We start from the raw sequence: 22615 nt of genomic DNA on the forward strand, positions 1-22615 counted from the left end.
TCAAAGCATGGGTATCGCCTCATAGAACGGCGAGTCACTGTTGAACTTCTCCTCCAGGAAGTCCAGAAACCGCCGTACGGCAGGCACCATACCCCGACGGGACGGAAACACCGCATGGAATATGCCTGGGTGTGGCGCCCACCCCGGCAACACCGGGACCAGCCTGCCAACAATGATGTCATCAGTACACATGTAGGCGGGCAAAACGCATATTCCCGAGCCGGCCAGGGCTGCCAGTTTCAAGGTCAATAAATCATCGGCCACCAAGCGTGGCTGGTGCCGCACCGTTTGGGCCATGCCGTTCGGACCTAATAGGTGCCATGTGGCCCGCCCGTCGACGGCGGACATGCTGACGGAATCCAACCCCGCCAGCTCCCCCGGTGAACCCGGACACCCCTGGCGCGCCAATTGCTGCGGACTGCCCACCAGCATGGAGCGGGTCACACCCAGCTGTTTGACCACCAGGCTTCCGCTGTCTTCTACCGATAAGCGCACCCGCAAAGCCACGTCTATCCCCTCCTCTACCAAATCTACGACGCGGTTACTCACACGCATATCCACTTTCACATGGGGATAGCGTGCCAGGAACTGGGGCAGTACATCGCCCAGTGCGGTCTGTGCCAGGGTTACCGGACAGGCCACCCGGATGGTGCCGCGCGGCTCGGTTTGTGCCTGGGCCACAGCCTCTTCGGCGGCATCGGCCTGGTCACGCATCGCCATGCAATGGCGGTGGTAGATCTCGCCCATCTCGGTCAGTGACAGCTTACGGGTTGTGCGCTGCAGCAGGCGCACCCCCAAACGGGCTTCCAGCTCGGCCACTCGGCGCGATAGCCTGGACTTGGGCAACCCCAAAGCACGCCCAGCGGCCGCAAAGCCTCCACGCTCCACAACTTCGGCGAAGTACGCCATATCGTTCAAGTCTTGCATCTCGGTATTTGGTAATAGCAGACACATTGTCCTATCTGCAGAACAATCCATCGCATTTTCAGCGGCTTATCAAAGCATTGTGAAGCTGAAACAATGCTTTCACCCGCTCTTATCGCGGCCGGCCCCTTCTACTGCATACACCTAGCAACCATGAAACTACTGCACATCGACTCCAGCATCCTGGGTACGCACTCAATCACCCGCCAACTGACTGCACGCACCGTGGCCCAGTGGCAGAGCAGCCATCCCGGCACCACCGTAGAACATCTGGACCTGGCCGTTGCCACGCCCAGCCACCTTTCCGCAGAGTCGCTGGGCTTTCGCCTGGGAGCAGATGCGGAAGGATTGACGCCCGAACAACGCGCCGAAAACGAAGTCTCCGAACGCCTGGTACAGCAATTCCTGGCGGCCGACGTGCTGGTGATTGGCGCGCCGCTGTACAACTTCAGCATCCCGACCCAGCTCAAGTCCTGGATTGACCGCATCGCCCAGCCTGGGCGCACTTTCTCGTACACCGACAAAGGCCCGGTCGGCCTGGCGGCAGGCAAAACCGTCATCGTCGTATCGGGCCGAGGCGGCGTGTACTCCACGTCTGAGAGCATGCGCGCCCTGGAACACCAGGAAAGCTATCTGGTTGCCGTACTGGGCTTTCTGGGCATCACCGATGTGCGTTTTGTACGCGCCGAGGGCGTTGCCATGGGTGACACCGCAAAGGCAGCTGCCCTGGCCAGCGCAGAGCGCGAAATCGAAGCCCTGGCAGCCTGAGCTAAAGCCCCAAGGCCTGCCAACGCCGCCAGTACTCCAGCGCCACGGTGTAGGTGTTGACCTGCACCTGCACTGTCTGCTCCAGCTGCGTGCCGTAGCCGCCCGCCATGGCAAATGCCAAGGGCAGACGGCGCTGCCAGGCCCAATCAAAGACACGACGATCGCGCGCCTGCAGGCCGTCAAAGCTGAGCTTCAGGCGCCCCAGGCGGTCGCCCTCAAATGGGTCTGCCCCTGCCAGGTAGATCAACAGATCGGGTTCAAACCGCTGACTCAGCTGCTCCAGCGCGTTTTCCAGCGCTTCCAGGTAGGCCACGTCGCCGCAGCCATCGGGCAAGCCCACATCCAGGTCGCTGGCCTGTTTAAGAAACGGGAAGTTCTTCTCTCCATGCAATGACAGCGTGAAGACACTGGCATCCCCTTGGAAGATGCCCGCCGTGCCGTCGCCCTGGTGCACGTCCAGGTCCACCACCGCCACCTGCAAAGGCCTGCGGTGCGTACGCCCCCACTCCATCTGCGCTACGCGAGCGGCGATGGCCGCATCGTTAAACACGCAGAAGCCCGCACCTTTGTCGGCGCCAGCGTGGTGTGTGCCCCCGGCCATATTCGCCGCGATGCCTTGCCCGGCCATGGCATCACGCACCGCAGCCACCGTAGCGCCGGCTGAGCGACGTGAGCGCTCCACCATGGCCTGGCTCCAGGGAAAACCAATGTCCCGCATCACCTGCGGCTGCAATTGCATGATCGACCCATCCACCAGCGACTGGATATAGGCCGGATGGTGAGCCAGAGCCAGCTCACCATCACTGGCACGTGGCGCCTCCCGCTGGACAACTTGCGCCAGCTCCGCAGCCACGCGGTCGCGCAGCATGCGGTACTTGGCCATAGGGAAACGGTGGCCCGCTGGCAAGGGCAATACGAAGTGGTCGGAGTAGTACGCGTGCATGGGAATCGCCGTCTCAATATGTCGATAGTGCAGGCCCCACCTGGGGATAGAGTCGAATGTCTAATGTGCTGCAGCGCAGCATAAAAGCCTTGCACGCCAGAACAGGCGGCCTATAATTTAATCCATGCTGCACTGCAACATAAACCGGCGGATAGCCAGTCACAGCGCAGATGTTGGATCTTTTACCGTTTCTTATTAACTGGAGATTTTTATATGTTGACCGCTGAACAAGTTCTGGCCTCCCACAAAGCTACCATCGAAACCCTGTTTGGTCTGACGACCAAGGCTTTCGAAGGCGTTGAAAAGCTGGTGGAACTGAACCTGACCGCTTCCAAGGCCGCCCTGTCCGAAGCCGCTACCCACTCCCAAGCTGTTCTGAGCGTAAAAGACGCCCAAGAACTGCTGGCCCTGCAAGCTGGCCTGCTGCAGCCCCTGGCTGAAAAGACCGCCGCTTACAGCCGCCACCTGTACGACATCGCCCAAGGCACCAGCGCCGAATTCGGCAAGGCCATCGAAGGTCAAACCGCTGAAGCCCAAAAGAAGGTCGCTGGCCTGATCGAAAGCGCCACCAAGAACGCGCCCGCCGGCTCCGAGTCCGCTGTGGCCGTGCTGAAAAGCGCTGTGTCCGCAGCCAACAACGCTTTTGAATCCGTTCAAAAGGCTGTGAAGCAAGCTTCCGACGCCGCTGAAGCCAACTTCAAGGCTGTGGCTGCTTCCGCAGTGAGCGCTGCTGGCACCACCGCCGCTGCCGCTACCAAAAAGCGTTAATTCGCTAAGGGCTTTCCTGGCTGCATGCCAGGGCCCGAACGGACAGTCCTGATTTGAAACCTCGGTTTCCACCAGTTGTCTCCTCGGGTCCTTTCGACGCCATCAGGCTCAGGGATCCCTTACAGGCCTCGTCGCAAGACGGGGCCTTTTTTTATGCCCGTTCGATTTCACGCAAGCGTCAATGGCTCTTGGCCAGCAAGGCTGCCTTGAGTTGTGGCAGAGCTTGCAGCATGGCAGCACGCCCGGCCTCGATGGAGCGGCGACGCGCGCCGAAGTCGGCACTTTTTACGCCCAGGAGCGCTGGCCGCACCAGCACATCGGCATCACGCAGCTCGTACACGCTAATGCTCTTGCCCATGATGGCAAAGGTTTGCAGCAGGATCTGCATGGTGTCGTTGGCCTGGTTGCCCTCGGGCGCACTCGATATATCCACCGCCACCACCAGCTCAGCCCCCATCTGGCGTGCATAGCGCACCGGCACGGGCGACACCAAACCGCCGTCCACATATTCGCGTCCAGATATTTTGACCGGCTGGAACACCGCTGGCACTGCGCTGGATGCGCGCACGGCAGTGCCGGTATCGCCACGCTGGAACAGTACCGCGTCGCCGCTGTTCAGGTCCGTGGCCACCACACCCAGGGGCATGGGCATGCTTTCAATCGGCCGGCTGCCCACCTGGGCATTCACATAGCGGGCCAGCGCATCACCGCGCAGCATGCCACGGCTGAAGATGGGCAGGGTCCAGTCGGTGAAGGCGGCTTCCTCCATGGTCTCTGCCACCTGCTGCAGCTGCGCGCCGCTCTTGCCGCTGGCATACAGCGAAGCCACCAGACTGCCGGCCGAGGTGCCCACCACCAGGTCGGGGCGTATGCCCGCCTCTTCCAGCACTTGGATCACGCCCACATGGGCGAAACCGCGCGCAGCGCCGCCGCCCAGGGCCAGACCGATGCGCGGCGGCCGCTTCACGGCGGGCGGATTTGGCGCCGGCGGGGCCACCTCCACCGGTGCCGTCACACAGCCCGCCAAGCCCAGGGCTGCCCCCAGCAGCGTGCCCAATACCAAACCACGGCGCCCATTCGGCCCCCACTGCTGCGCTTGTGCGTCTTGTCTGCCCATCGTGTTCCTGCTTCTATCAAAAAAATAGCGGCTGGCGCACAGAATACGTGCGCCAGCCGCTATTTTGATGCCCAAACCAGGCTAGCCAGGTAAAGCCTGTTTTTTGGCAGCAAACGCCTTCACGATACGCGGCAGCAGCAATACCGACAGCACCACCACCAGCAAGGTCACGGACATGGGCCGCTCCAGGAAAACCGTCCATTTGCCTTCGCCAATCGACAGCGCATTGCGCATCTGCGCTTCAGCCAGAGGGCCCAGGATCATGCCCACCACCACCGGTGCGGTCGGAAAGTCAAAGCGCCGCATCACCACACCCAGCAGGCCTATGCCGTACAACAGCACCAGGTCGAACGCGCTTTGGCGCATGCCGTAAACGCCCACCGTAGCGAAGATCAAAATGCCAGCGTACAGCTGCGGCTTGGGGATCTTCAGCAGCTTGACCCACAGGCCCACCATGGGCAGGTTCAGCACCAGCAGCATCACATTGCCGATGTAGAGCGAGGCAATCAACGCCCATACCAGGGTGGCGTTGGTGTCAAACAGCTGCGGACCCGGCTGTATGCCGTAGTTCTGGAAGGCACCCAGCAGAATAGCCGCCGTGTTCGACGTCGGAATGCCCAGCGTCAGGAGCGGGATCAGCGTGGCGGTGATGGCCGCGTTGTTCGCTGCCTCCGGTCCGGCCACGCCCTCGATGGCGCCGGTAGTGCCAAACTCCTCCTTGTGCTTGGAGATCTTTTTCTCCACCGCGTAGCTCAGAAAGGTAGGTATCTCGCTGCCGCCCGCGGGAATGGTGCCGAACGGAAAGCCGATGAAGGTGGCGCGCAGCCAGGCTGGCCAGGAGCGCTTCCACTCCGATGCGGTCATATGCACCTTGCTCATCGGGTTGCGCGACTCGGCCACACGCCCTTCGAACATCACGTTGTACAAGGCCTCGCTGACCGCGAACAGGCCTACGGCGATCAGCACCACTTCCAGCCCGTCCATCAGCTCGGGCACACCGCCGGTGTAACGGGCCGCGCCGGTCAGCTGGTCCAGCCCCACCAAGCCCATGGCCAGGCCAATGAACAGCGATGTCAGCCCACGCAACGTGCTCTTGCCCAGCACGGCGCTCACGGTGGTGAACGCCAGCAGCATCAGCAAAAAGTACTCGGGTGGCCCCAACCGCACCGCATAGGTGGCCACCAGGGGTGCAAACAGCGTCACCAGCACCGTGGCGATGGTGCCCGCCACGAACGAGCCTATGGCCGCCGTGGCCAGCGCCGCGCCGGCCCGGCCATTCTTGGCCATCTTGTTGCCCTCCATGGCCGTGACCATGGAGCCCGTCTCCCCCGGCGTATTCAGCAGGATGGAGGTGGTGGAGCCACCGTACATCGCACCGTAGTAGATGCCGGCAAAGAAGATCATTGAAGCCGTGGCCTCGACCTTCACCGTGATGGGCAGCAGCATCGCCACCGCAGTCGCGGGGCCAATGCCCGGCAGCACGCCAATCGCCGTACCCAGGGTGCAGCCCAGCAGGGCCCACAGCAGGTTGATGGGCGTGCCTGCAGTGATGAAACCCTGCAGCAAGTTGTTCCAGATATCCATTACAGCCACCCCGTCTGCGTCAGGCCAGGCAAGTTGATGGCCAATAGTTTGGTAAACATCCAGTACACCGGGGCGGAAATCAAAAAGCCCACCAGAACGTCTCGCGCGGTGGCACGCAAGCCCCGTCCACCCTGCCCCTCTGCCGAGATAAAACCACGCACCGCCAGCGCAAAGCACAGGGTGCAGCTCAGGATGAACCCCAGGCTGGTAATCAACGCTGCATTCGCCAGAATGCCCACCGACACCCAGGCAAACGCCGCCCAGTCGGCCCACTCTGCGCCCGAGGCCTCGTCCATGGCGCGGAAGCCGCCAGTGCTGGCCTCCCACACCATCCAGGCGCCCAGCACGCACAGCACCAGCGCCACCACCCAGGGTAGAAAGTTGGGGCCCACGCCCGCATAGCCGGCCTCGGAGGTGATGGCCAGCGCGCCCAGCGCCATGGCGGCGCCCAAGCCCACCGTACCCAAACCGATCCAGGTCTGGGGAGATCGCACAGCCAACGCCATGGCCTTACACCATGCCCGACTTGACCATGGTGGCGCGCAAGCTGGCAAAGTCGTCGTCCACGAACTTCTCGAACTCGGCCCCGGTCAGCAGCGCGGGCGTCCAGTTGTTCTTTTCCACCGCCTCGGCCCAGGCCTTGGACTTGGTGGCTTTGACCAGCACATCAATCAGCTGCTTGCGCTGCTCGGTCGTGATGCCGGCCGCGCCGTACACACCGCGCCAGTTGCCGATCTCCACATTAATGCCCATCTCCTTCAGAGTGGGAATGTCCACACCCTTCAGGCGCGTGCCCGAGGTCATGGCCAGCGCCTTCATCTTGCCGGTCTTGATGTATTCGGAGAACTCGCTCAGGCCGCTACCGCCCACCGTGACGTTGCCGCCCAGGATGGCCGCAGTCGCCTCACCGCCGCCCCGGAAGGCAACGTAGTTAATCTTGGACGGATCCACACCCACGTCGCGGGCAATCATCGCGGCTGCAATGTGCTCGGTAGAGCCGCGCGAGCCACCGCCCCATTTGATGCTGCCCGGGTCCTTCTTCAGCTGCTCCACCACTTCCTTCATGGACTTGTAGGGCGAATTGGCTGGCAGCACGAACACGTTGTATTCGGTGGTCAGCCGGGCCAGCGGCGTGGCTTGCGACAGGCTGACCGGCGGCTTGCCGGTGATGATGCCGCCCAGCATCACGGCGCCCATCACCATCACGGCGTTCGGATCACCCTTGTTGCCGTTGACGAACTGCGCCAGGCCCAAGGCGCCCGCAGCGCCGCCCTTGTTGTCAAAGCTCACGGTATCGGCCACCTGGGCATCCGTCATGGCCTTGCCCAGGGCGCGGCCCGTGGTGTCCCAGCCGCCACCCGGGTTGGCGGGGATCATCATCTTGATATTGGGTGCGGCACGGGCCGACAGGGGCAGGGCTCCGGCTGCGGCCAGTGCCGCCAGGGACTTCAGAAAAGCATCACGACGCATCGCGGTCTCCTTGTGGATTGTGGGAATCGGTCGATGATGCAAAGCCAGCCTGTCAATTGGCTGTCGAAAAGCACTAGGGAAAATGCTAGGCCCCACGGGCGCTTACAGTCTCGCCTATGCGATTACTTCTGGTGGAAGACGACCCGGCAATGCAAACCACACTGCTGCGCGCACTGGGCAGGCAAGGTATGCGGGTACAAGCCTGTGGCGACGGCCGCGCCGCGCTAGACCTGTGGCAGGCTGCGCCGCCCGACGTGGTGTTGCTGGACCTGTCCTTGCCCAGCATGGACGGCCTGCAGGTACTGGCCGCGGCCCGCAAGCAGGGCCTGCGCACGCCGGTGCTGATACTCACCGCACGCGGCACCGTGGGCGACAAGATCCTGGGCCTGAATACCGGCGCCGACGACTATCTACCCAAGCCCTTCGACCTGGAAGAGCTCGAAGCCCGGCTGCGCGCCCTGGCCCGGCGCAGCAGCGACTCCGCATTTGGCTTTGAAGAAAAATCGGCCTCCAGCGCAATCAATCTGGGCGCATTACGCTATGAAAAAGAGAGCAGCGTACTCTACCACCTGGACCAGCCGCTGGAGCTCAGTCCACGCGAGCTGGCCATGCTGCGCCCATTGATGGCCCAGCCCGGCCATGCGGTCAGCAAAGAACGCCTGTTTGAACTCGTCTTCCCTGGCGCACAAGAGGTGCAGTACGAAGCCATCGAGGTCGTGGCCTACCGCTTGCGCAAAAAGCTCAGCGCCACCGGTGTGCACCTGATGACTTTGCGCGGCCTGGGCTACCTGCTCAAGGAAAGCGCTTGAAACCCAGCCGCTCCCTGCGCCGTACCCTGCTGCTGGGCATTTTGCTGCCGGTGCTGCTGGTGGTGGGCATCAACACCTACAGCCTGTACGAGCAGGCGCTGGAAGCCGTCACCACGGCCTACGACCGCAGCCTGCTGGCCTCGGCCAAGTCGATCGGCGAAGAGCTGGAGGTAGACGGCTACGACGACAAAGCCGTGCTGCGCGCCACCGTGCCCTACGCCGCACTGGAGGCCTTCGAGGCGGACAACAAAAGCAAGATGTTCTACCGGGTCTCCAGCTTGGACGGGCAGCTGGTATCGGGCTACACCGTGCTGCCCTTCTGGCACGGCAGCATCCCCCAGCGCCCGCCCTATGCCGCGCTGGTGGATTTCTACAACGACAGCGTAGGCGAAGAGCCCGTGCGCGTGGCCGTACTGCTGCAGCCCGTGGCCACCCAGACCGGGCGCGCCATGGCTGTGATCCAGGTCGGCGAAACCCTGGAGCTGCGCCACACCCTGGCGCGCCAGATCCTGATCGACACCCTGTGGCGCCAGGCTGCGCTGATCCTGGTCATCGCCGTGCTGGTGGTCGCCGTGGTGCAGCACGCCACCGGCCCGGTGCGCCAGCTCAGCCGCACCCTGCAAGACCGCCCCGAGGGTGACCTAACCCGCCTGTCCGCGCCCGACGCACCGCGCGAGCTGCGCCCGCTGCTGGACGCGACCAACCAGGTCATGGACCGCCTGCAGCACCTGCTGGACCACCAGAAACGCTTTGTGCGCGACGCCGCCCACCAGCTGCGCACCCCGTTGGCGGTGCTGAAAACCCAGGTCCAGTCCGCCCTGCGCAGCGACGTAGAGCCGCTGCAAGCCTTGCATGAAATCAACGCCACGGTAGACCGCGCCACCACGCTAGCCAACCAGATGCTGGCCCTAGCCAAGGTAGAGCAGCTGCGCCAGCAGGACGATGCCCAGCCGCTGGACTGGGCCGAAGCCGTGCGCGCCGTGGCCCTGGACCTGTCGCCCCTGGTGGCCGACAAAGACCTGGACTTTGCGCTGGATACACAGCCAGCCCTGGTGCGGGCCCATGACTGGATGCTGCGCGAGTTAACCCGCAACCTGCTACACAACGCCATCAAATACAGCCCCCATGGCGGCACGCTCGAAGTCCAGCTCAGCCTGGAGGGACGTCATGCCCAGCTGCGCATTGCCGACAGCGGCCCAGGCATCTCGCCCGAGTTGGCGCGCCGCCTGTACCAGCCTTTCTCCGCCGGTGACGTGCACCATGGCTCTGGCATGGGTTTGTCCATCTGCCAGGAGATCGTGCATGCCCTGGGCGGTACCATCAGCCTGCAAAACCGCAGCCGGCAGGGCCAGCACGACGGGCTGGACGCCTGTGTGCGACTGCCCCTGACAACCTGAACCAAGGACGATGGACAAACTACGTATCGACAAATGGCTGTGGGCCGCCCGCTTCTACAAAACCCGCAGCCTGGCCACCGAAGAAGTCAACAAGGGCCGGGTGCAGGTAGCCGGCCAAGATGTAAAACCCGCGCGTGAAATCAAGGCCGGCGACCACATCACCCTGCGACAGGGGCCCGTGATTCGTACCGTGGTGGTGGTCGGCATCAGCCAGGCGCGCGGCCCGGCGCCAGTAGCGCAAGCCCTGTACGCCGAAACACCGGAAAGCCTGCAAACCCGCACCGCCGCCGCAGAGCAGCGCCGCCTGGCCCCCGAGCCCGCCCACAGCCTGGACCACGGCCGCCCCACCAAGCGCCAGCGCCGCGACCTGGACCAGGCAGGCCAGGCTTGGGGCGACCGCTGGAGCGCATCTATAGACGACTAAGCGGCCCACGCCATCCCTGATAATCAAGACACTTTTCCCCCGCTTGCCCAGCCGGGCCGCTGCGCCTGTTCAGCCCGCGCCGTGCACTGCCCGCCCCCCTTGGAACCACGATCTTGATCGAAAAAACCCCGTCGCCCAACGCGCCTGGCCACACGCCCATGATGGCCCAGTACCTGGCCATCAAACACGAGTACCCCGAGACCCTGGTGTTCTACCGCATGGGCGATTTCTATGAGCTGTTCTTTGGCGACGCCGAGAAGGCCACAGCCCTGCTGGACATCACGCTGACCAAGCGCGGCCAGACCGCTGGCCAGCCCATCCCCATGTGCGGCGTGCCCTTCCACTCCATGGAAGGCTACCTGGCCAAGCTGATCAAGCTGGGCGAGTCGGTAGCGATTTGCGAACAGGTGGGCGAAGTCACGGGCAAGGGCCCGGTGGAACGCAAGGTGGTGCGCGTGGTCACGCCCGGCACGCTGACCGACGCCGAGCTGCTGGCCGACAAAACCGAATCCGTGCTGCTGGCCGTGCACCAGGGTCCGCGCAATAGCTGTGGCCTGGCCTGGCTGAGCGTGACACGCGCCGAAATCCACCTGGCCGAATGCCCCAGCGACGAGCTGGAGGCCTGGGTGACACGCATCGCCCCCAGCGAGCTGCTGCACAGCGCCGACGCCAGCGCCAGCTTCAGCCAACGCATCCAGGCACTGAAGCGCGCGTCCGCCACGGCCCTGTCCAGCACCGCGCGCCCGGCCTGGCAGTTTGACGCTGCACTGGGCCAGCGCAAGCTGCTGGAGCAGTTGCACGCCGCCAGCCTGGAAGCCTGGCAGGCAGAAGACCTGCCCCAGGCCCACGCCGCCGCCGCCGCGCTGCTGACATTTGCCGAACATACCCAGGGCCGCGCGCTATCCCACGTGCAAACCATCCGCGTGCAGAAAAGCGATGCCAGCATCAGCCTGCCGCTGAGCACCCGGCGCAACCTGGAGCTGACGCAAACCCTGCGCGGCGAGGACAAACCCACGCTGTTTTCCCTGCTCGACACCTGCAGCACCAGCATGGGCAGCCGGGCCCTCAAGCGCTGGTTGCTGGAACCCCAGCGCGACCGCAGCGAAGCCGCGCTGCGCCTGCAAGCGATTGGCGTGCTGCGCGAGGCCGGCATGGGCCAGCGCCTGCGCGAACAGCTCAAGGGCAGCGGCGACGTGGAACGCATCAGCGCCCGCATCGCCCTGCGCCAGGTGCGCCCGCGCGAGCTGGTAGCCCTGCAGTACACGCTACAAAAAACAGAGCTACTGCTGCAGGCAATACCTGCGCAAACGCCGTATTTGGCTCAAATCGCTGGTGCACTGCAACCACCCGAAGGCTGTGCCGCCCTGCTGCAGCGCGCCATCCTGGACGAGCCCTCGGCCCTGGTGCGCGATGGCGGCGTGATCAACCACGGTTTTGACGCCGAACTGGACGAGCTGCGCGCCATCCAGACCAATTGCGACACCTTTCTGCTGGACCTGGAAACCCGCGAAAAAGCCCGTACCGGCATTGCCAACCTGCGCGTGCAGTTCAACAAGGTCCACGGCTTCTACATTGAGGTCACCCAGGGCCAGGTAGACAAGGTGCCCGACGACTACCGGCGCCGCCAAACGCTGAAGAACGCCGAGCGCTTCATCACCCCCGAACTCAAGGCCTTCGAAGACAAGGCCCTGAGCGCCCAGGAACGCGCGCTGTCGCGCGAGAAATGGCTGTTTGAACAACTGCTGGACCAGCTGCAGGCCTTTGTGCCGCGCCTGGGACAGTTGGCCTACGCATTGGCCGCGCTGGACGTGCTGTGCACCCTGGCCGAGCGGTCCCTGACGCTGAACTGGTGTGCGCCGGTGTTCGTCAAGGAACCCTGCATCGCCATCGAACGCGGCCGCCATCCGGTGGTGGAGGCGCGCCTGGCCGAAAACTCCAGCGCCAGCTTCATCGCCAACGACACGGCCATGGGCCACCGCCAGCGCATGCAGATCATCACCGGCCCCAACATGGGCGGTAAATCGACCTATATGCGCCAGGTGGCCATCATCGTGCTGCTGGCCAGCATGGGTAGCTATGTGCCGGCCGACAGTTGCCGCCTTGGGCCGATAGACGCCATCCACACCCGCATTGGCGCGGCGGATGACCTGGCCAACGCGCAATCCACCTTCATGGTGGAAATGACCGAGGCCGCGCAAATCCTGCACAGCGCCACCGCCCACAGCCTGGTGCTGATGGACGAGATCGGCCGGGGCACCTCGACCTTTGACGGCCTGGCCCTGGCCAGCGGCATTGCCGCGCACTTGCACGACAAGACCCAGGCCTTCTGCCTGTTCGCCACGCATTACTTCGAGCTGACCGAGTTCCCCGCCTCGCACCATGGCGCGGTGAACATGCATGTGAGTGCGGCCGAATCGGGCCGCGACATCGTCTTCCTGCACGAGCTGCAGCCCGGCCCGGCCAGCCGCAGCTACGGTATCCAGGTGGCGCGCCTGGCCGGCATGCCGGCCGCCGTGTTGAACCACGCCCGCCACACCCTGGCCGCGCTGGAAGACCACGCCCAGGGCAGCCAGGCGCAGGTAGACCTGTTCGCCGCCCCGCCCGAGCCGGTGCAATTGGGGCCTGGCCCCGTAGAATCGGCGCTGGCGGCCATCCATCCGGACACGCTGTCTCCCCGCGACGCCCTGGAGGCCCTGTACAGCCTCAAGAAACTAGCCCAACGCGAGCAGGGCTGACCTGCTGCTCCACCACGAATCTACTGCGCCATGACCTACTGCGTCGCCATCAAACTCAATGCCGGACTGGTTTTCCTGTCCGACTCCCGTACCAATGCCGGCCTGGACCAGATCAGCACCTTCCGCAAGATGATCGTCTATGAAAAGCCGGACGACCGCTTCATGGTGCTGCTGTCGGCCGGCAACCTGAGCATCTCGCAGTCCATCCGCGAGATTCTGCAGGTCGAGCAGCTGAAGGAGCACGAAGACAGCGAGCCCATCACCATCTGGAACGCCAAGAGCATGTTCGAAGCGGCCCGCGTACTGGGCGCCGCCGTGCGCCATGTGTACGAGCGCGACGCCGCATCGCTGCGCCAAGCCGGGGTGGAGTTCAATGCCTCGATGATCTTCGGCGGCCAGATCAAGGGCGAGGGCATGCGCCTGTTCCAGGTCTATTCGGCCGGTAACTTCATCGAAGCCACGCACGAAACGCAGTACTTCCAGATCGGCGAATCCAAATACGGCAAGCCGGTGCTGGACCGCGTCATCTCCCCCGAAACCCCTCTGGACGAGGCCGCCAAATGCGCGCTGGTGTCCATGGACTCCACGCTCAAGTCCAACCTGTCCGTCGGCCTACCGCTGGACCTGGTGGTCTACGAGGCCGACAAATTCCAGACCGACAAAGTGGTCTGCATGGACGAAAACAACCCCTACTTCCGCATGCTGCACAGTAGCTGGGGCAAGAAGCTGCGCGAGGTGTTCGACAGCATCGAAGACCCAATGTGGAACGGCGAAGCCACCGATGTGCCGCTGATGGTGGAATCCAGCCGTGGCAAGCCGCTGCGCAAAATCACCACGCCCAACGAGCGGCTGATTTAATAAGCACACCCCCAGGCTGCGCGCACTTTGTGTCGCTGCTCCAACCCCCTTGCAGGGGGCAACACCAGCGGCCTGGCAAAGCCAGTTCCGCGGTGTTCCTGGAAGGAGTGGCGCATTGCTTACCTAACATACGCATGTGCTAAACATACGTGACTGCCCCTTGCCGTCAAATTGCCCACAATGGCAGCCATGCAATCCATCATCTTCGCGCACGCCAACAGCTTTCCCGCATCCACCTACCGCCTCCTGTTCGACAATCTGCGCGCCCGTGGCTACACGGTAGACGCACTGGAAAAAGTTGGCCACGACCCGCGCTACCCGGTCAGCAATAACTGGCCGCAGCTGGTGCAGCAGTTAGCCGACTTTGCGGCAGACGTGGTGGCCCAGCAGGGCGAGCCGGCGTTTCTGGTGGGGCATTCGCTGGGCGGATTTCTGAGCCTGATGACCGCCGCACGGCACCCAGAGCTGGCGCGTGGCGTGCTGCTGCTGGACTCGCCCCTGGTAGGCGGCTGGCGTGCCACCACGCTGAGCGCCTTCAAGCGCACCAATATGGTGGAGACCGTGTCGCCCGGCAAAATCAGCAAAGGACGCCGCCAGCACTGGCCCAGCCAGCAGGCGGCGCTGGAGCATTTCCAAAGCAAAAAAGCCTTCGCCCGCTGGGACCCGCAGGTGCTGCAGGACTACGTGGCGCATGGCATGCAAGACCTGGATGGCAAACGCGTGCTGGGCTTTGACCGGGCGGTAGAAACCGCCATCTATAACACCCTGCCACACAACCTGGAAAGCCTGCTGCGCCGCCACCCACTGAAATGCCCAGCGGCCTTTATAGGAGGCACACAGTCGGCCGAGATACGCCAGGTCGGCATGGCGCTGACCCATAAAGTAACCCATGGCCGCACCATGATGCTGGACGGCAGCCACCTGTTTCCCATGGAAAAGCCACTGGCCACCGCAGCCGCTATTGAAGCAGCGCTGCGCAACATGGGCGGTGGCTAAGCCTCAGCTTGGCCTCACTTAGCTTGGCCTCACTCAGCGCGGCGCAAAGAAGGGCTGCAGCGCAGCCAGTCCATCGATAAAAACAACCCGCTCGGCCATCTCCGCTGGCATGCCCTCGCGCGGGTGCAGACAGAACACCTGCATGTCGGCAGCCAACCCGGCCTGTACACCGGGCAGGCTGTCTTCCACCACCGCGCAATGGCGGGGCTGCGCGCCCAGGGCCTGGGCCGCATGCAGGAAGAGCCCGGGGTCGGGCTTGAAAGAGCCCACTTCGTAAGCACAAAAAATACGCTCGCCCAACAATGGCAGCAGCCCCGTCAGACCCAGCGTCAGCTCCACCTTGGCACGTGGGCCGTTGGTGGCCACGCAAAACGGCAGTTGCAAGCTTTGCAGCAGCGCCAGCGCCCCGGGCAAAGCCTCTAGGCCCTGGCGAAAGCGCACTTCCATCTGTTGGCGTACCCGCAGCGTGAAGTCGGCCTGAAATGCCAGTGAAGAGGCCGGTGACGTAGACGGCAGCTGCGCCGCAATCCAGGCCACGCAATCCGCCATACGCGAGCCGCGGAACTGCTGGAAGGCCTGCGCGCGCGTCAGCTCCACGCCATGGGCGCGGGCCATGTCGAACATCACCTCCATGCCCGGCTCCTCGCTGTCCACAAGGGTGCCGTCGGCATCAAAAATGACGGCGTCTATGCGCATGGCCTCCATCCGGTTTACGCCGCCCAGTTCACCGTGCCGGTCCACCAGGTGGCCAACACCACCAGACCGAAGGCGATGCGGTACCAGGCAAACACTTCAAAGCTGTGGTTGGCGATGTAGCGCAACAGCCAGCGTATGCACAGCCAGGCCGCCAGAAAGCTGACGATGAAGCCCACGGCGAACAACGGGAAGTCGGCCATGGACAAAGAGGCACGCTCTTTCCACAAGCTGTAGCCGCCCGCAGAGATCAGGGTCGGGATGGCCAGGAAGAAGCTGAAGTCGGTCGCCGTCTTGCGCGACAGGCCCAATAGCATGCCGCCGATGATGGTCGAGCCCGAACGGCTGGTGCCGGGGATCATGCCCAGGCATTGCACGAAGCCCACCTTGACGGCGTCCAAGGCAGTCATGTCGTCAATGTCGTTCACACGCGCCTTAGGTTTGGCGTAGCGCTCCACCCACAGAATGATCAGGCCACCGACGATAAAGGCCGCTGCTACCACCGGGGCGTTGAAGAGATAGTCCTTGATCTTCTTGTAGACGAAGAAGCCGATCAGACCAGCAGGCAAAAAGCCCAGCGCCACGTTGAAGACGAAACTGCGTGCCTTGGCGCTGGTGGCAAACTCGCTCACGGAACCCGAAATACGCTTCCAGTAGACGATGATGACGGCCAGGATGGCGCCGGTCTGGATAGCGATATCGAACACCTTGGACTTGTCATCTGTCATGCCCAGCAAGGTGCCGGTCAGGATCAGGTGGCCGGTACTGGAGATGGGCAAGAACTCGGTCAGCCCCTCCACAATGCCCATGATGGTCGCTTTGATCAGCAAAATAATATCCACGTACGCTCCCTAAAGACTGTTGTGCCGCGATTATCACAGCGCGACAAGACACTACAAACGGGACTCAGACGCGTTGCTTATCTTTACACCCGGCGTGCATGCAAGGCCCGGGCCTGCCCAGCGTTGATCAACTGCCGCAGGTGCTGCCCGTGCTGGAGGTGGTGCCACCCAGCCACTGGCTCAGCGCTGCGCTGTAGGCCTGGTCGAAACGGCCGTAGATATTGCTACCTGCTTGATTGGTGCAGCTGGAATTGCCTCCATAGAGCTGCCCCACCAGATAGTGGCCGCCACTGGACGAGGTCTGGAACAGCGGCGAGCCGCTGCTGCCCTCTTCCGTGACGCCGCTGCTGAACACCGCATTCAGGAAATTACCACTGCCCGAGGTGGAGGTTGAACAAGTTCGGTTTTGAGATGTGGAACTTGTTTGGCTGCACAGCTGGAAGGAGGCCACGGTACCGGTGCTGATCTTCTGCAAATCACCCTGGGGAAAATGCAGGCCAGCCACAGTGGAGCCTATGGTGGCTGGGTCCACCACCCAGCCTGCATACATAGCACCGGCAGGCGGCGTATCGACCAGGCGCATGAACGAGGTGTCGGTCGTGTTGCTGGCATACAGCAAGGTGGCGCCGTTAATGCGCGTTGTATAGGACGCATTCAACGTACCGCTATTGCAGCTGGCAGAGCGGTAAAACCAGTAGGTCTGAAGGCTGCTGGCCTCGGTCTGGGTAGAGATGCAGTGGTTGGCCGACAAAAAGTACGGCTTGCCGTCGGAGCTGGTGTCGTTCAGCAACGTGCCCGAGCACTGGTACAGCGTGCCGCTGGACGCAAACACCATGCGGGCCACGGCGTTGCTCTCCTTGCTGCTGTAGCTGCTGTTGCAGTTCACATCCACCTCGCAACTGCCTGAACTACCAATGGCACGGGCGGTGACCGTGCTGGAATCCAGCGGTGACACCACCAGATGCGACAGGCGGGGCACCGCAATCTGCACCGCGCTGGTGGCGACCTGGGCGGGCAACTCGATCTCCAGCGTGGCCTCCTGGCCGTCCACCAGAGGGGTCCAATAAGTGCGCGCGTTGTCGCTGCTGTCGCCGCTGCCCAGATTGCGCTGGACGGCATCCAGCACAGCCTGGCCAGACACCACATAGGCCGTGCTTGCGTCCTGCGCATAGACCCGCAACGTGGCATCTGCCGGCAGGCTTTTCACCAGCATGCCCAGGCGCAAACCCTTGGCGTCCTCGGAGCTGAAACTGATGGCCGCGCGCTTGCCGCCACTGGCCGTGCTTTGCCAGTCCAGCACGGCAGCCGTGCTGTCTACGCTGGCGGTCAGCACCACATCGCGCGCCAGCCCGATACGGCGTGGCACGCCGATGCTGCTGCTCTGTGACACCTCGGCCAGGCGGGCCTGGCTCAGCGTGCCCAGGCTGACCGACCACGCGTTGATGGCCGAGCCGCTGCGCGCCTGGATGGGCGAAACATCGGAACCCTGGCTCAGCATGGACTCGACCTGCACCACAGAATCCAGCGCCGCCGACCTGGCCACGCCGCTCACGCCGTCCAGAGCGGACGAAGTGCAGATCGTAGTCGTGTTACTCGTGGAGGCCGAACCTCCGTCACTGCCGCCGCCGCACCCAGCCAGCAAAGCCGCTGCAGCCCAGGCTCCCAGTTTCAAAACATCTGCCATGCACCATCTCCGTAAAGCAATGGCGCCAATCATACGTACTGCAGACACATGTTCAGCGCCTAGCCCAGCCACAGACACCCGCTCTTTACACAGCCTTGAGTATCCAGAGATCCCCTTTGATTAGCTACCTGCCTCAGGGTATCGAAGCACAGCCATTGGAAGTGCTTTGGTCGCCACAGCTGCGCGGATCAGGGCCCGCCATTGTTTGAGGTCGCAGACAGAGTTCGAGCGGGGCCCCGAGCAGACCAAGCAAGGCAACAGACCCCGCAGCGCAGCGAAGACGGCCACAACTTCGGCACGCCCTCTGCTCGCCCTCCTTTGGGTGAAATTCATTCATTTGGCGCAGCAAAAGAGTCGTTACTGCGCCGCAGGGCGCACTTACCGGCCGGGGATGCAAAGGACGAAAAACCCAACGCGAAGGTCTCAACCAAATCGCCCCCCAGCGCAGTAAACACCTGCACAAGCAGCTATGCATTCAAGAGCAAAAATCTACCGGGCCACCACCATCACGTGTTGCGCCAAGAAGGACCGACCAGTGCCCCCCCTACTGCCGCGCCGTGCGGATATTCCCTGGCAGCGTGCCCGGGTGGCTGGTGCGGTAAGGGTTGATGTCCAGCCCGCCGCGCCGCGTGTAGCGCGCGTAGACGCTGAGTTTGATGGGCTTGCAGCGGGTCCACAGCTCCATGAAGATGCGCTCCACGCATTGCTCGTGGAATTCGTTGTGGTTGCGGAAGCTCACCAGGTATTTCAGCAAGCCGGCCTGGTCGATCTGCGGGCCGCTGTAGCTGATCTGCACGCTGCCCCAGTCGGGTTGGCCGGTGACCAGGCAATTGCTTTTCAGCAAGTTGCTGGTCAATACCTCGGACACCGGGGCCTCGTCCAGCGCGGCGCTCAGCAGCTCGGGGGCGGGGCTGTAGTTGTCAAAGTCCATGTCCAGCCGGTCCAGGCTCAGGCCGTCGAGCTCGTGCACCGGCTCCTGGTCGAACAGTTCGGGCAGCAGGATGCGCACGCCCACCGTTGAGGGCGTATCGCTGCCGCGCCAGGCGGCTTCGCTGATGTCGGTGCGGATGCGCGCCTGCACCATGGCGGCATCGGCAAAGCGGGTGTTATTGAAGCTGTTCAGGTAGAGCTTGAAAGACTTGCTCTCGATGATGTTGGGCGTCTCGCAGGGCACGGTGATGTGCGCCAGCGCCACCTGGGGTTTGCCGCGCAGGTTCAGCCAGCTCAATTCAAACGCGGTCCACAGGTCGGCGCCGAAGAAAGGCGCAGCCCGGTCGGCCAGGCCGATCTCGGCCCGCTTGACGGCGCGCGGAATGGGGAACAGCAGCGACGCGTCGTACTGGTCGATATAGGCCGAGCTTTTGCCCAGCTGGGATTGTTCAGGAGTATTCATGATTGCTATACCTTTAGTAGCACCTTGCGCAGAAGATACCTGCGCTAGCAGCCTATTTTCTTTGTAATTCGTGACACCACAACGTAGACGCGCCTGCATTCTTGCGGGGAACCCATGGAACCGGTTTAGCCGGGCCACCGGGTTCGCCCCCTGCAAGGCCTGTCCTGAGCTTGCCGAAGGAGGGTTGGCGTAAGCGCGCAGCGTGGAGCCTGGGGGGGACTAATTAAATTCGCGCTCGCGCAGCCACTTGGTGGCGATCCACTTCTCACCCGCCAGCACGGGTGCGCCGCCGTGCAGGGTCTTGGTGGCCGGGTGCGGGCGGTCGTAGCTGAAGAACACCGCGTTGCCGCGCTGTGGGGCCACCTCCAGCTGCACATCGGGGAAGATGGTGGCGCCGCCTTTTTCTGGTTCGCGCAGGTAGATGATCAGGGTGCCCACGCGCTGGCCACCACGTTTGACGATGGTGGGCGTGCCCGGCTCCTGCGGGTCAAAGTAGTCGTAATGCGGCTTGTACTGGGCGCCGGGCTGGTAGTGCAGCACCTGCAGGCCTTCGCCGTTTTCCACGGGCCACTGCAGCAGACGGGCAATGCGTTCTTCGATGCGCTGGATCAGCGGGCTTTCGCCCCGGCTGAAGAACATGCCGTCGCTGGTGCGGTCCACGTGCACCTCTTCGCCACCGGTCTGGGTGGCTACCGTCAGCGAGCGGCTCAGGCGCGGTCGGGCGGCCTCGACCAGGGCGTCGCACTCCTCGTCGCTGAGCAGGTTGCCAAACACCACCACCCGTGGGTTCTGCATCACGGACAGCACGCGCACCTGGCGGTCGCCCACGTCCAGCTGCAGCGGGGCTTGCGACAGGTCGGGCGCGGGCACGGCCACCGGTGCGGGCAAGCTCTGTTTGCGCGCCTGCAAATGGGCGGTGAGCGTGCTCTCCATTGCCTCCACGGCCACCTCCTCGCTCCAGCCCGAATCCCGCATGGCCTTCAGCACCACATCGGGCGTGAAGCCGGCCTCGGCCTGGGCAATGATCCATTGCCGCAGCGCGGGGGTGATGGACTGCTGCGCGGTGTTGGCGTAGGACTTAGGCATGCGGGGTTCCTTGGCGGCGGAAAACCAGGCGGTCGGGCTCGGACACCTGGGGCGCGTAAGCATAGCCTTCCAGGTTGAAGCCCTGCAACTGTTGGGGCAGGCTGAGATGGTGCAGGGTGGCGTAACGCGCCATCAGCCCACGGGCACGCTTGGCCATGAAGCTGATGATCTTGTACTGGCCGTTCTTCTGCTCTTCAAACACGCATTCCACCACCCGCGCGCGCAAGACCTTGCGGTCCACCGCCTTGAAATACTCTTGCGAAGCTAGATTGACCACCACCGGCGTGGCATCGGCCTGCAGGCGCTGGTTCAGGTAGTCGGCAATTTGCGCACCCCAGAACTTGTAGAGCGTGGCGCCCTGCGGGTTGGGCAAACGGGTGCCCATCTCCAGCCGGTACGGTTGCATCCAGTCCAGCGGGCGCAGCACGCCGTACAGACCGCTGAGTATGCAGACATGGTCTTGCGCCCAGGCCAGGGCATCGGGTGCCAGCGTGGCGGCATCCAGCCCGCCGTAGACATCACCGTTGAAGGCCAGCGCGGCCTGCTTGGAATTCTTGGCGGTAAATTGGGGGCTCCACGCCTGGTAGCGGGCCACATTCAGCCCGGCCAGCGCGTCGCTGAGGTGCATCAGCTCGGAAATCTGCTGCGGCGAATAGGCCCGCAGCAATGCGATCAGCTCGGTGGACTGCTGAATGAACAGGGGTTGGGTATGGGGCGTGCCTTTGGCGGGCGTTTCAAAATCCAGGGCCTTTGCGGGCGACAACACAAACAACATGGGCAAACATCCTTTGGCCGGGATTATCGGGTGCCGTCCCCCACAACCCGGTTGCAGCTCCGTATAGTCCTTGAAGACGTTCTTGGAATCGGTCTACACGGCCGCAGCCAAGGCTTTTTTACTGCGCTTGTTTTCGTACATCAACCCATCCGCGCGCGAAAGCAGGGTCTCCACCGACTCGCGCGCCTCCAGGGACACCCGCACAATGCCGTGGCTACAGTCAATCGCGTAACCGCTATGGGAGAACTGGTTGCGCCGCTCCAGCGCTGCCAGCAAACGCTCCACAATGGTCTGCGCCAGAGCATGCGGGCAGTCAAACATCAGCACCACGAATTCGTCGCCGCCCAGCCGGGCCAGGATGTCGGCACTGCGAAAACTGCGCCGCATCAGGTCGGCAAAGGCTTGCAAGGCCTTGTCGCCCTCGGCGTGGCCAAAGTTGTCGTTGATGGCCTTGAACTTGTCCAGGTCAAAAAACACCAGGCAACAGGGAATGGATTTGCGTACCGCCAAGCCCAGACAATGCTCAGCCAGCGCCAGAAAGCCGCGCCGGTTCTGCAGCCGCGTCAGCTCGTCCACCGTAGCCATCTGGTAAGCGGATATCTCCTGCTCCACGATGGCCGCCAGGTCCGCCAAAAGCTGCAGGTCTTCGGCGCTGAGCGTGTGCGGCTGCGTATCCAGCAGGCATAGCGTACCGATTTTGCTGCCGTTGGGCGCCTTCAGCGACCAGCCCGCGTAGAAGCGCACGTGCGGTGCGTTCACCACCAGCGGGTTGTCAAAAAAACGCTCGTCCTGCAGTGCATCGGGCACCAGCAACACAGGCAAGTCGCTCAAGATGGCGTGGCCACAAAAGGAAATATCGCGCGGGGTCTCGGTCACGCCCAAACCCTGGGCCGATTTGAACCACTGGCGGTTTTCGTCCACCAGACTCACCAGCGCTATGGGCACGCCAAACATCCGCTTGGCCATGCGGGTCAGCCGGTCAAAACGTTCCTCGGGTGGCGTATCCAGCAGATTGAGCGAGCGCAGCGTGCTGAGCCGGAACGGTTCATCGGGCGGGATGGCAGGCTTGATCATGGACGCTCCTTGGAAAAGAGGCACACCATTCTAGGGACAGATAACGCCAGCAGGCGAATACGTTACACCACCGTAGGCGCCGAAGCCCCGTCCACCCTGATGTGGGCACCCGCCAGGTAGCGGCCACGCTCGGAGGTGGGTCCAGCAGATCGGCAGCCACGGCCTGCTAGCGCGAAACCAACACCACCCGCACAAACCCAGGTCCGTCGCCCTACTCCGATGTGAAAAAGGTGCCAGCCCGCTCCATTGCCATCGCCTTGGCAGGCCCCAGGTAT

The 22615-nt window shown here is 63.3% G+C and carries 21 protein-coding genes; 8 read left to right on the plus strand and 13 right to left on the minus strand.

Going from position 1 to position 22615, the window contains the following annotated elements; genetic code table 11:
- A complete protein-coding gene (locus AC4BBN_RS17970) occupies nt 1-927 on the minus strand; it encodes a LysR family transcriptional regulator (protein ID WP_490593368.1) in 927 nt (308 codons plus the stop codon).
- Between the two features lie 150 nt (nt 928-1077).
- On the opposite strand from AC4BBN_RS17970, the gene AC4BBN_RS17975 reads away from it, so the two are divergent.
- On the plus strand, nt 1078-1692 hold the full coding sequence (locus tag AC4BBN_RS17975) for an FMN-dependent NADH-azoreductase (protein ID WP_490593369.1): 615 nt from the start codon (nt 1078-1080) through the stop codon (nt 1690-1692).
- A gap of 1 nt (nt 1693) precedes the next feature.
- Here AC4BBN_RS17975 and AC4BBN_RS17980 read toward each other — a convergent pair whose 3' ends face one another.
- Nucleotides 1694-2635: a histone deacetylase family protein gene (locus AC4BBN_RS17980; protein ID WP_490593370.1), complete on the minus strand. Its 942-nt coding sequence runs from the start codon at nt 2633-2635 to the stop codon at nt 1694-1696.
- Nucleotides 2636-2848: 213 nt separating this feature from the next.
- Here AC4BBN_RS17980 and AC4BBN_RS17985 point away from each other — a divergent pair, with 213 nt between their 5' ends.
- The gene (locus AC4BBN_RS17985; RefSeq protein ID WP_490593371.1) at nt 2849-3403 is read left to right on the plus strand and encodes a phasin family protein; all 555 of its coding nucleotides are present in this window, start codon (nt 2849-2851) and stop codon (nt 3401-3403) included.
- Nucleotides 3404-3581: 178 nt separating this feature from the next.
- Here AC4BBN_RS17985 and AC4BBN_RS17990 read toward each other — a convergent pair whose 3' ends face one another.
- The 4 genes from AC4BBN_RS17990 to AC4BBN_RS18005 form a co-directional block, all read right to left on the minus strand.
- Nucleotides 3582-4520, minus strand: coding sequence for a patatin-like phospholipase family protein (locus tag AC4BBN_RS17990; protein ID WP_490593372.1), 939 nt, complete (start codon nt 4518-4520; stop codon nt 3582-3584).
- Between the two features lie 81 nt (nt 4521-4601).
- Nucleotides 4602-6104: a tripartite tricarboxylate transporter permease gene (locus AC4BBN_RS17995; protein ID WP_490593373.1), complete on the minus strand. Its 1503-nt coding sequence runs from the start codon at nt 6102-6104 to the stop codon at nt 4602-4604.
- Complete coding sequence (locus AC4BBN_RS18000) at nt 6104-6610, minus strand: tripartite tricarboxylate transporter TctB family protein (RefSeq protein WP_490593374.1); 507 nt, start codon at nt 6608-6610, stop codon at nt 6104-6106. The genes AC4BBN_RS17995 and AC4BBN_RS18000 overlap by 1 nt, the downstream gene beginning before the upstream one ends.
- Nucleotides 6611-6614: 4 nt before the next feature.
- Nucleotides 6615-7574 (minus strand): tripartite tricarboxylate transporter substrate binding protein, encoded by a 960-nt coding sequence (locus AC4BBN_RS18005; RefSeq protein ID WP_490593375.1) that lies wholly within the window; start codon nt 7572-7574, stop codon nt 6615-6617.
- 116 nt (nt 7575-7690) lie between these two features.
- Here AC4BBN_RS18005 and AC4BBN_RS18010 point away from each other — a divergent pair, with 116 nt between their 5' ends.
- From AC4BBN_RS18010 to AC4BBN_RS18035, 6 genes are all read left to right on the plus strand, one after another.
- Nucleotides 7691-8383: a response regulator gene (locus tag AC4BBN_RS18010; protein WP_490593376.1), complete on the plus strand. Its 693-nt coding sequence runs from the start codon at nt 7691-7693 to the stop codon at nt 8381-8383.
- Nucleotides 8380-9780 (plus strand): sensor histidine kinase, encoded by a 1401-nt coding sequence (locus AC4BBN_RS18015; protein ID WP_490593377.1) that lies wholly within the window; start codon nt 8380-8382, stop codon nt 9778-9780. The genes AC4BBN_RS18010 and AC4BBN_RS18015 overlap by 4 nt, the downstream gene beginning before the upstream one ends.
- A 10-nt stretch (nt 9781-9790) precedes the next feature.
- A complete protein-coding gene (locus AC4BBN_RS18020; RefSeq protein ID WP_490593378.1) occupies nt 9791-10204 on the plus strand; it encodes an RNA-binding S4 domain-containing protein in 414 nt (137 codons plus the stop codon).
- 158 nt (nt 10205-10362) lie between these two features.
- A complete protein-coding gene (mutS, locus tag AC4BBN_RS18025; RefSeq protein ID WP_490593647.1) occupies nt 10363-12939 on the plus strand; it encodes a DNA mismatch repair protein MutS in 2577 nt (858 codons plus the stop codon).
- 30 nt (nt 12940-12969) lie between these two features.
- On the plus strand, nt 12970-13797 hold the full coding sequence (locus AC4BBN_RS18030; RefSeq protein ID WP_490593379.1) for a proteasome-type protease: 828 nt from the start codon (nt 12970-12972) through the stop codon (nt 13795-13797).
- Between the two features lie 189 nt (nt 13798-13986).
- On the plus strand, nt 13987-14793 hold the full coding sequence (locus AC4BBN_RS18035) for an alpha/beta hydrolase (protein ID WP_490593380.1): 807 nt from the start codon (nt 13987-13989) through the stop codon (nt 14791-14793).
- Nucleotides 14794-14826: 33 nt separating this feature from the next.
- Here AC4BBN_RS18035 and AC4BBN_RS18040 read toward each other — a convergent pair whose 3' ends face one another.
- The 7 genes from AC4BBN_RS18040 to AC4BBN_RS18070 all read right to left on the minus strand — a co-directional run bounded on the left by AC4BBN_RS18040 (nt 14827) and on the right by AC4BBN_RS18070 (nt 22340).
- Nucleotides 14827-15489 carry an HAD family hydrolase gene (locus AC4BBN_RS18040; RefSeq protein ID WP_490593381.1) on the minus strand — a complete coding sequence of 221 codons (663 nt, stop codon included), beginning with the start codon at nt 15487-15489 and terminating at the stop codon, nt 14827-14829.
- A gap of 14 nt (nt 15490-15503) precedes the next feature.
- A complete protein-coding gene (locus AC4BBN_RS18045; RefSeq protein WP_490593382.1) occupies nt 15504-16328 on the minus strand; it encodes an undecaprenyl-diphosphate phosphatase in 825 nt (274 codons plus the stop codon).
- Nucleotides 16329-16455: 127 nt separating this feature from the next.
- Nucleotides 16456-18012: a trypsin-like serine peptidase gene (locus tag AC4BBN_RS18050; RefSeq protein WP_490593383.1), complete on the minus strand. Its 1557-nt coding sequence runs from the start codon at nt 18010-18012 to the stop codon at nt 16456-16458.
- Nucleotides 18013-18556: 544 nt separating this feature from the next.
- The gene (gene queF, locus AC4BBN_RS18055) at nt 18557-19405 is read right to left on the minus strand and encodes an NADPH-dependent 7-cyano-7-deazaguanine reductase QueF (RefSeq protein ID WP_490593384.1); all 849 of its coding nucleotides are present in this window, start codon (nt 19403-19405) and stop codon (nt 18557-18559) included.
- A 219-nt stretch (nt 19406-19624) separates the two neighbouring features.
- Nucleotides 19625-20491, minus strand: a complete 867-nt coding sequence (locus AC4BBN_RS18060; RefSeq protein ID WP_490593385.1) for a 2OG-Fe(II) oxygenase — start codon at nt 20489-20491, stop codon at nt 19625-19627.
- Nucleotides 20484-21266, minus strand: a complete 783-nt coding sequence (gene yaaA, locus AC4BBN_RS18065; RefSeq protein ID WP_490593386.1) for a peroxide stress protein YaaA — start codon at nt 21264-21266, stop codon at nt 20484-20486. Before yaaA ends, AC4BBN_RS18060 begins: the two co-directional genes overlap by 8 nt.
- Before the next feature lie 93 nt (nt 21267-21359).
- Nucleotides 21360-22340: a sensor domain-containing diguanylate cyclase gene (locus AC4BBN_RS18070; protein ID WP_490593387.1), complete on the minus strand. Its 981-nt coding sequence runs from the start codon at nt 22338-22340 to the stop codon at nt 21360-21362.
- Nucleotides 22341-22615 lie beyond the last annotated feature (275 nt).

Source organism: Rhodoferax sp. SPJ21 (genome assembly GCF_058216335.1).

Excerpts from the sequence above, each read along its gene's own strand:
- AC4BBN_RS18050 (WP_490593383.1), bottom strand. The coding sequence starts at position 18,012 with ATGGCAGATGTTTTGAAACTGGGAGCCTGGGCTGCAGCGGCTTTGCTG.
- AC4BBN_RS17995 (WP_490593373.1), bottom strand. The coding sequence starts at position 6,104 with ATGGATATCTGGAACAACTTGCTGCAGGGTTTCATCACTGCAGGCACG.
- AC4BBN_RS18060 (WP_490593385.1), bottom strand. The coding sequence starts at position 20,491 with ATGCCTAAGTCCTACGCCAACACCGCGCAGCAGTCCATCACCCCCGCG.
- AC4BBN_RS18035 (WP_490593380.1), top strand. The coding sequence starts at position 13,987 with ATGCAATCCATCATCTTCGCGCACGCCAACAGCTTTCCCGCATCCACC.
- AC4BBN_RS18040 (WP_490593381.1), bottom strand. The coding sequence starts at position 15,489 with ATGCGCATAGACGCCGTCATTTTTGATGCCGACGGCACCCTTGTGGAC.
- AC4BBN_RS17980 (WP_490593370.1), bottom strand. The coding sequence starts at position 2,635 with ATGCACGCGTACTACTCCGACCACTTCGTATTGCCCTTGCCAGCGGGC.
- yaaA (WP_490593386.1), bottom strand. The coding sequence starts at position 21,266 with ATGTTGTTTGTGTTGTCGCCCGCAAAGGCCCTGGATTTTGAAACGCCC.
- queF (WP_490593384.1), bottom strand. The coding sequence starts at position 19,405 with ATGAATACTCCTGAACAATCCCAGCTGGGCAAAAGCTCGGCCTATATC.
- AC4BBN_RS18020 (WP_490593378.1), top strand. The coding sequence starts at position 9,791 with ATGGACAAACTACGTATCGACAAATGGCTGTGGGCCGCCCGCTTCTAC.
- AC4BBN_RS17985 (WP_490593371.1), top strand. The coding sequence starts at position 2,849 with ATGTTGACCGCTGAACAAGTTCTGGCCTCCCACAAAGCTACCATCGAA.
- AC4BBN_RS18005 (WP_490593375.1), bottom strand. The coding sequence starts at position 7,574 with ATGCGTCGTGATGCTTTTCTGAAGTCCCTGGCGGCACTGGCCGCAGCC.
- AC4BBN_RS17970 (WP_490593368.1), bottom strand. The coding sequence starts at position 927 with ATGCAAGACTTGAACGATATGGCGTACTTCGCCGAAGTTGTGGAGCGT.
- mutS (WP_490593647.1), top strand. The coding sequence starts at position 10,363 with ATGATGGCCCAGTACCTGGCCATCAAACACGAGTACCCCGAGACCCTG.
- AC4BBN_RS18010 (WP_490593376.1), top strand. The coding sequence starts at position 7,691 with ATGCGATTACTTCTGGTGGAAGACGACCCGGCAATGCAAACCACACTG.
- AC4BBN_RS18030 (WP_490593379.1), top strand. The coding sequence starts at position 12,970 with ATGACCTACTGCGTCGCCATCAAACTCAATGCCGGACTGGTTTTCCTG.
- AC4BBN_RS17990 (WP_490593372.1), bottom strand. The coding sequence starts at position 4,520 with ATGGGCAGACAAGACGCACAAGCGCAGCAGTGGGGGCCGAATGGGCGC.
- AC4BBN_RS17975 (WP_490593369.1), top strand. The coding sequence starts at position 1,078 with ATGAAACTACTGCACATCGACTCCAGCATCCTGGGTACGCACTCAATC.
- AC4BBN_RS18070 (WP_490593387.1), bottom strand. The coding sequence starts at position 22,340 with ATGATCAAGCCTGCCATCCCGCCCGATGAACCGTTCCGGCTCAGCACG.
- AC4BBN_RS18000 (WP_490593374.1), bottom strand. The coding sequence starts at position 6,610 with ATGGCGTTGGCTGTGCGATCTCCCCAGACCTGGATCGGTTTGGGTACG.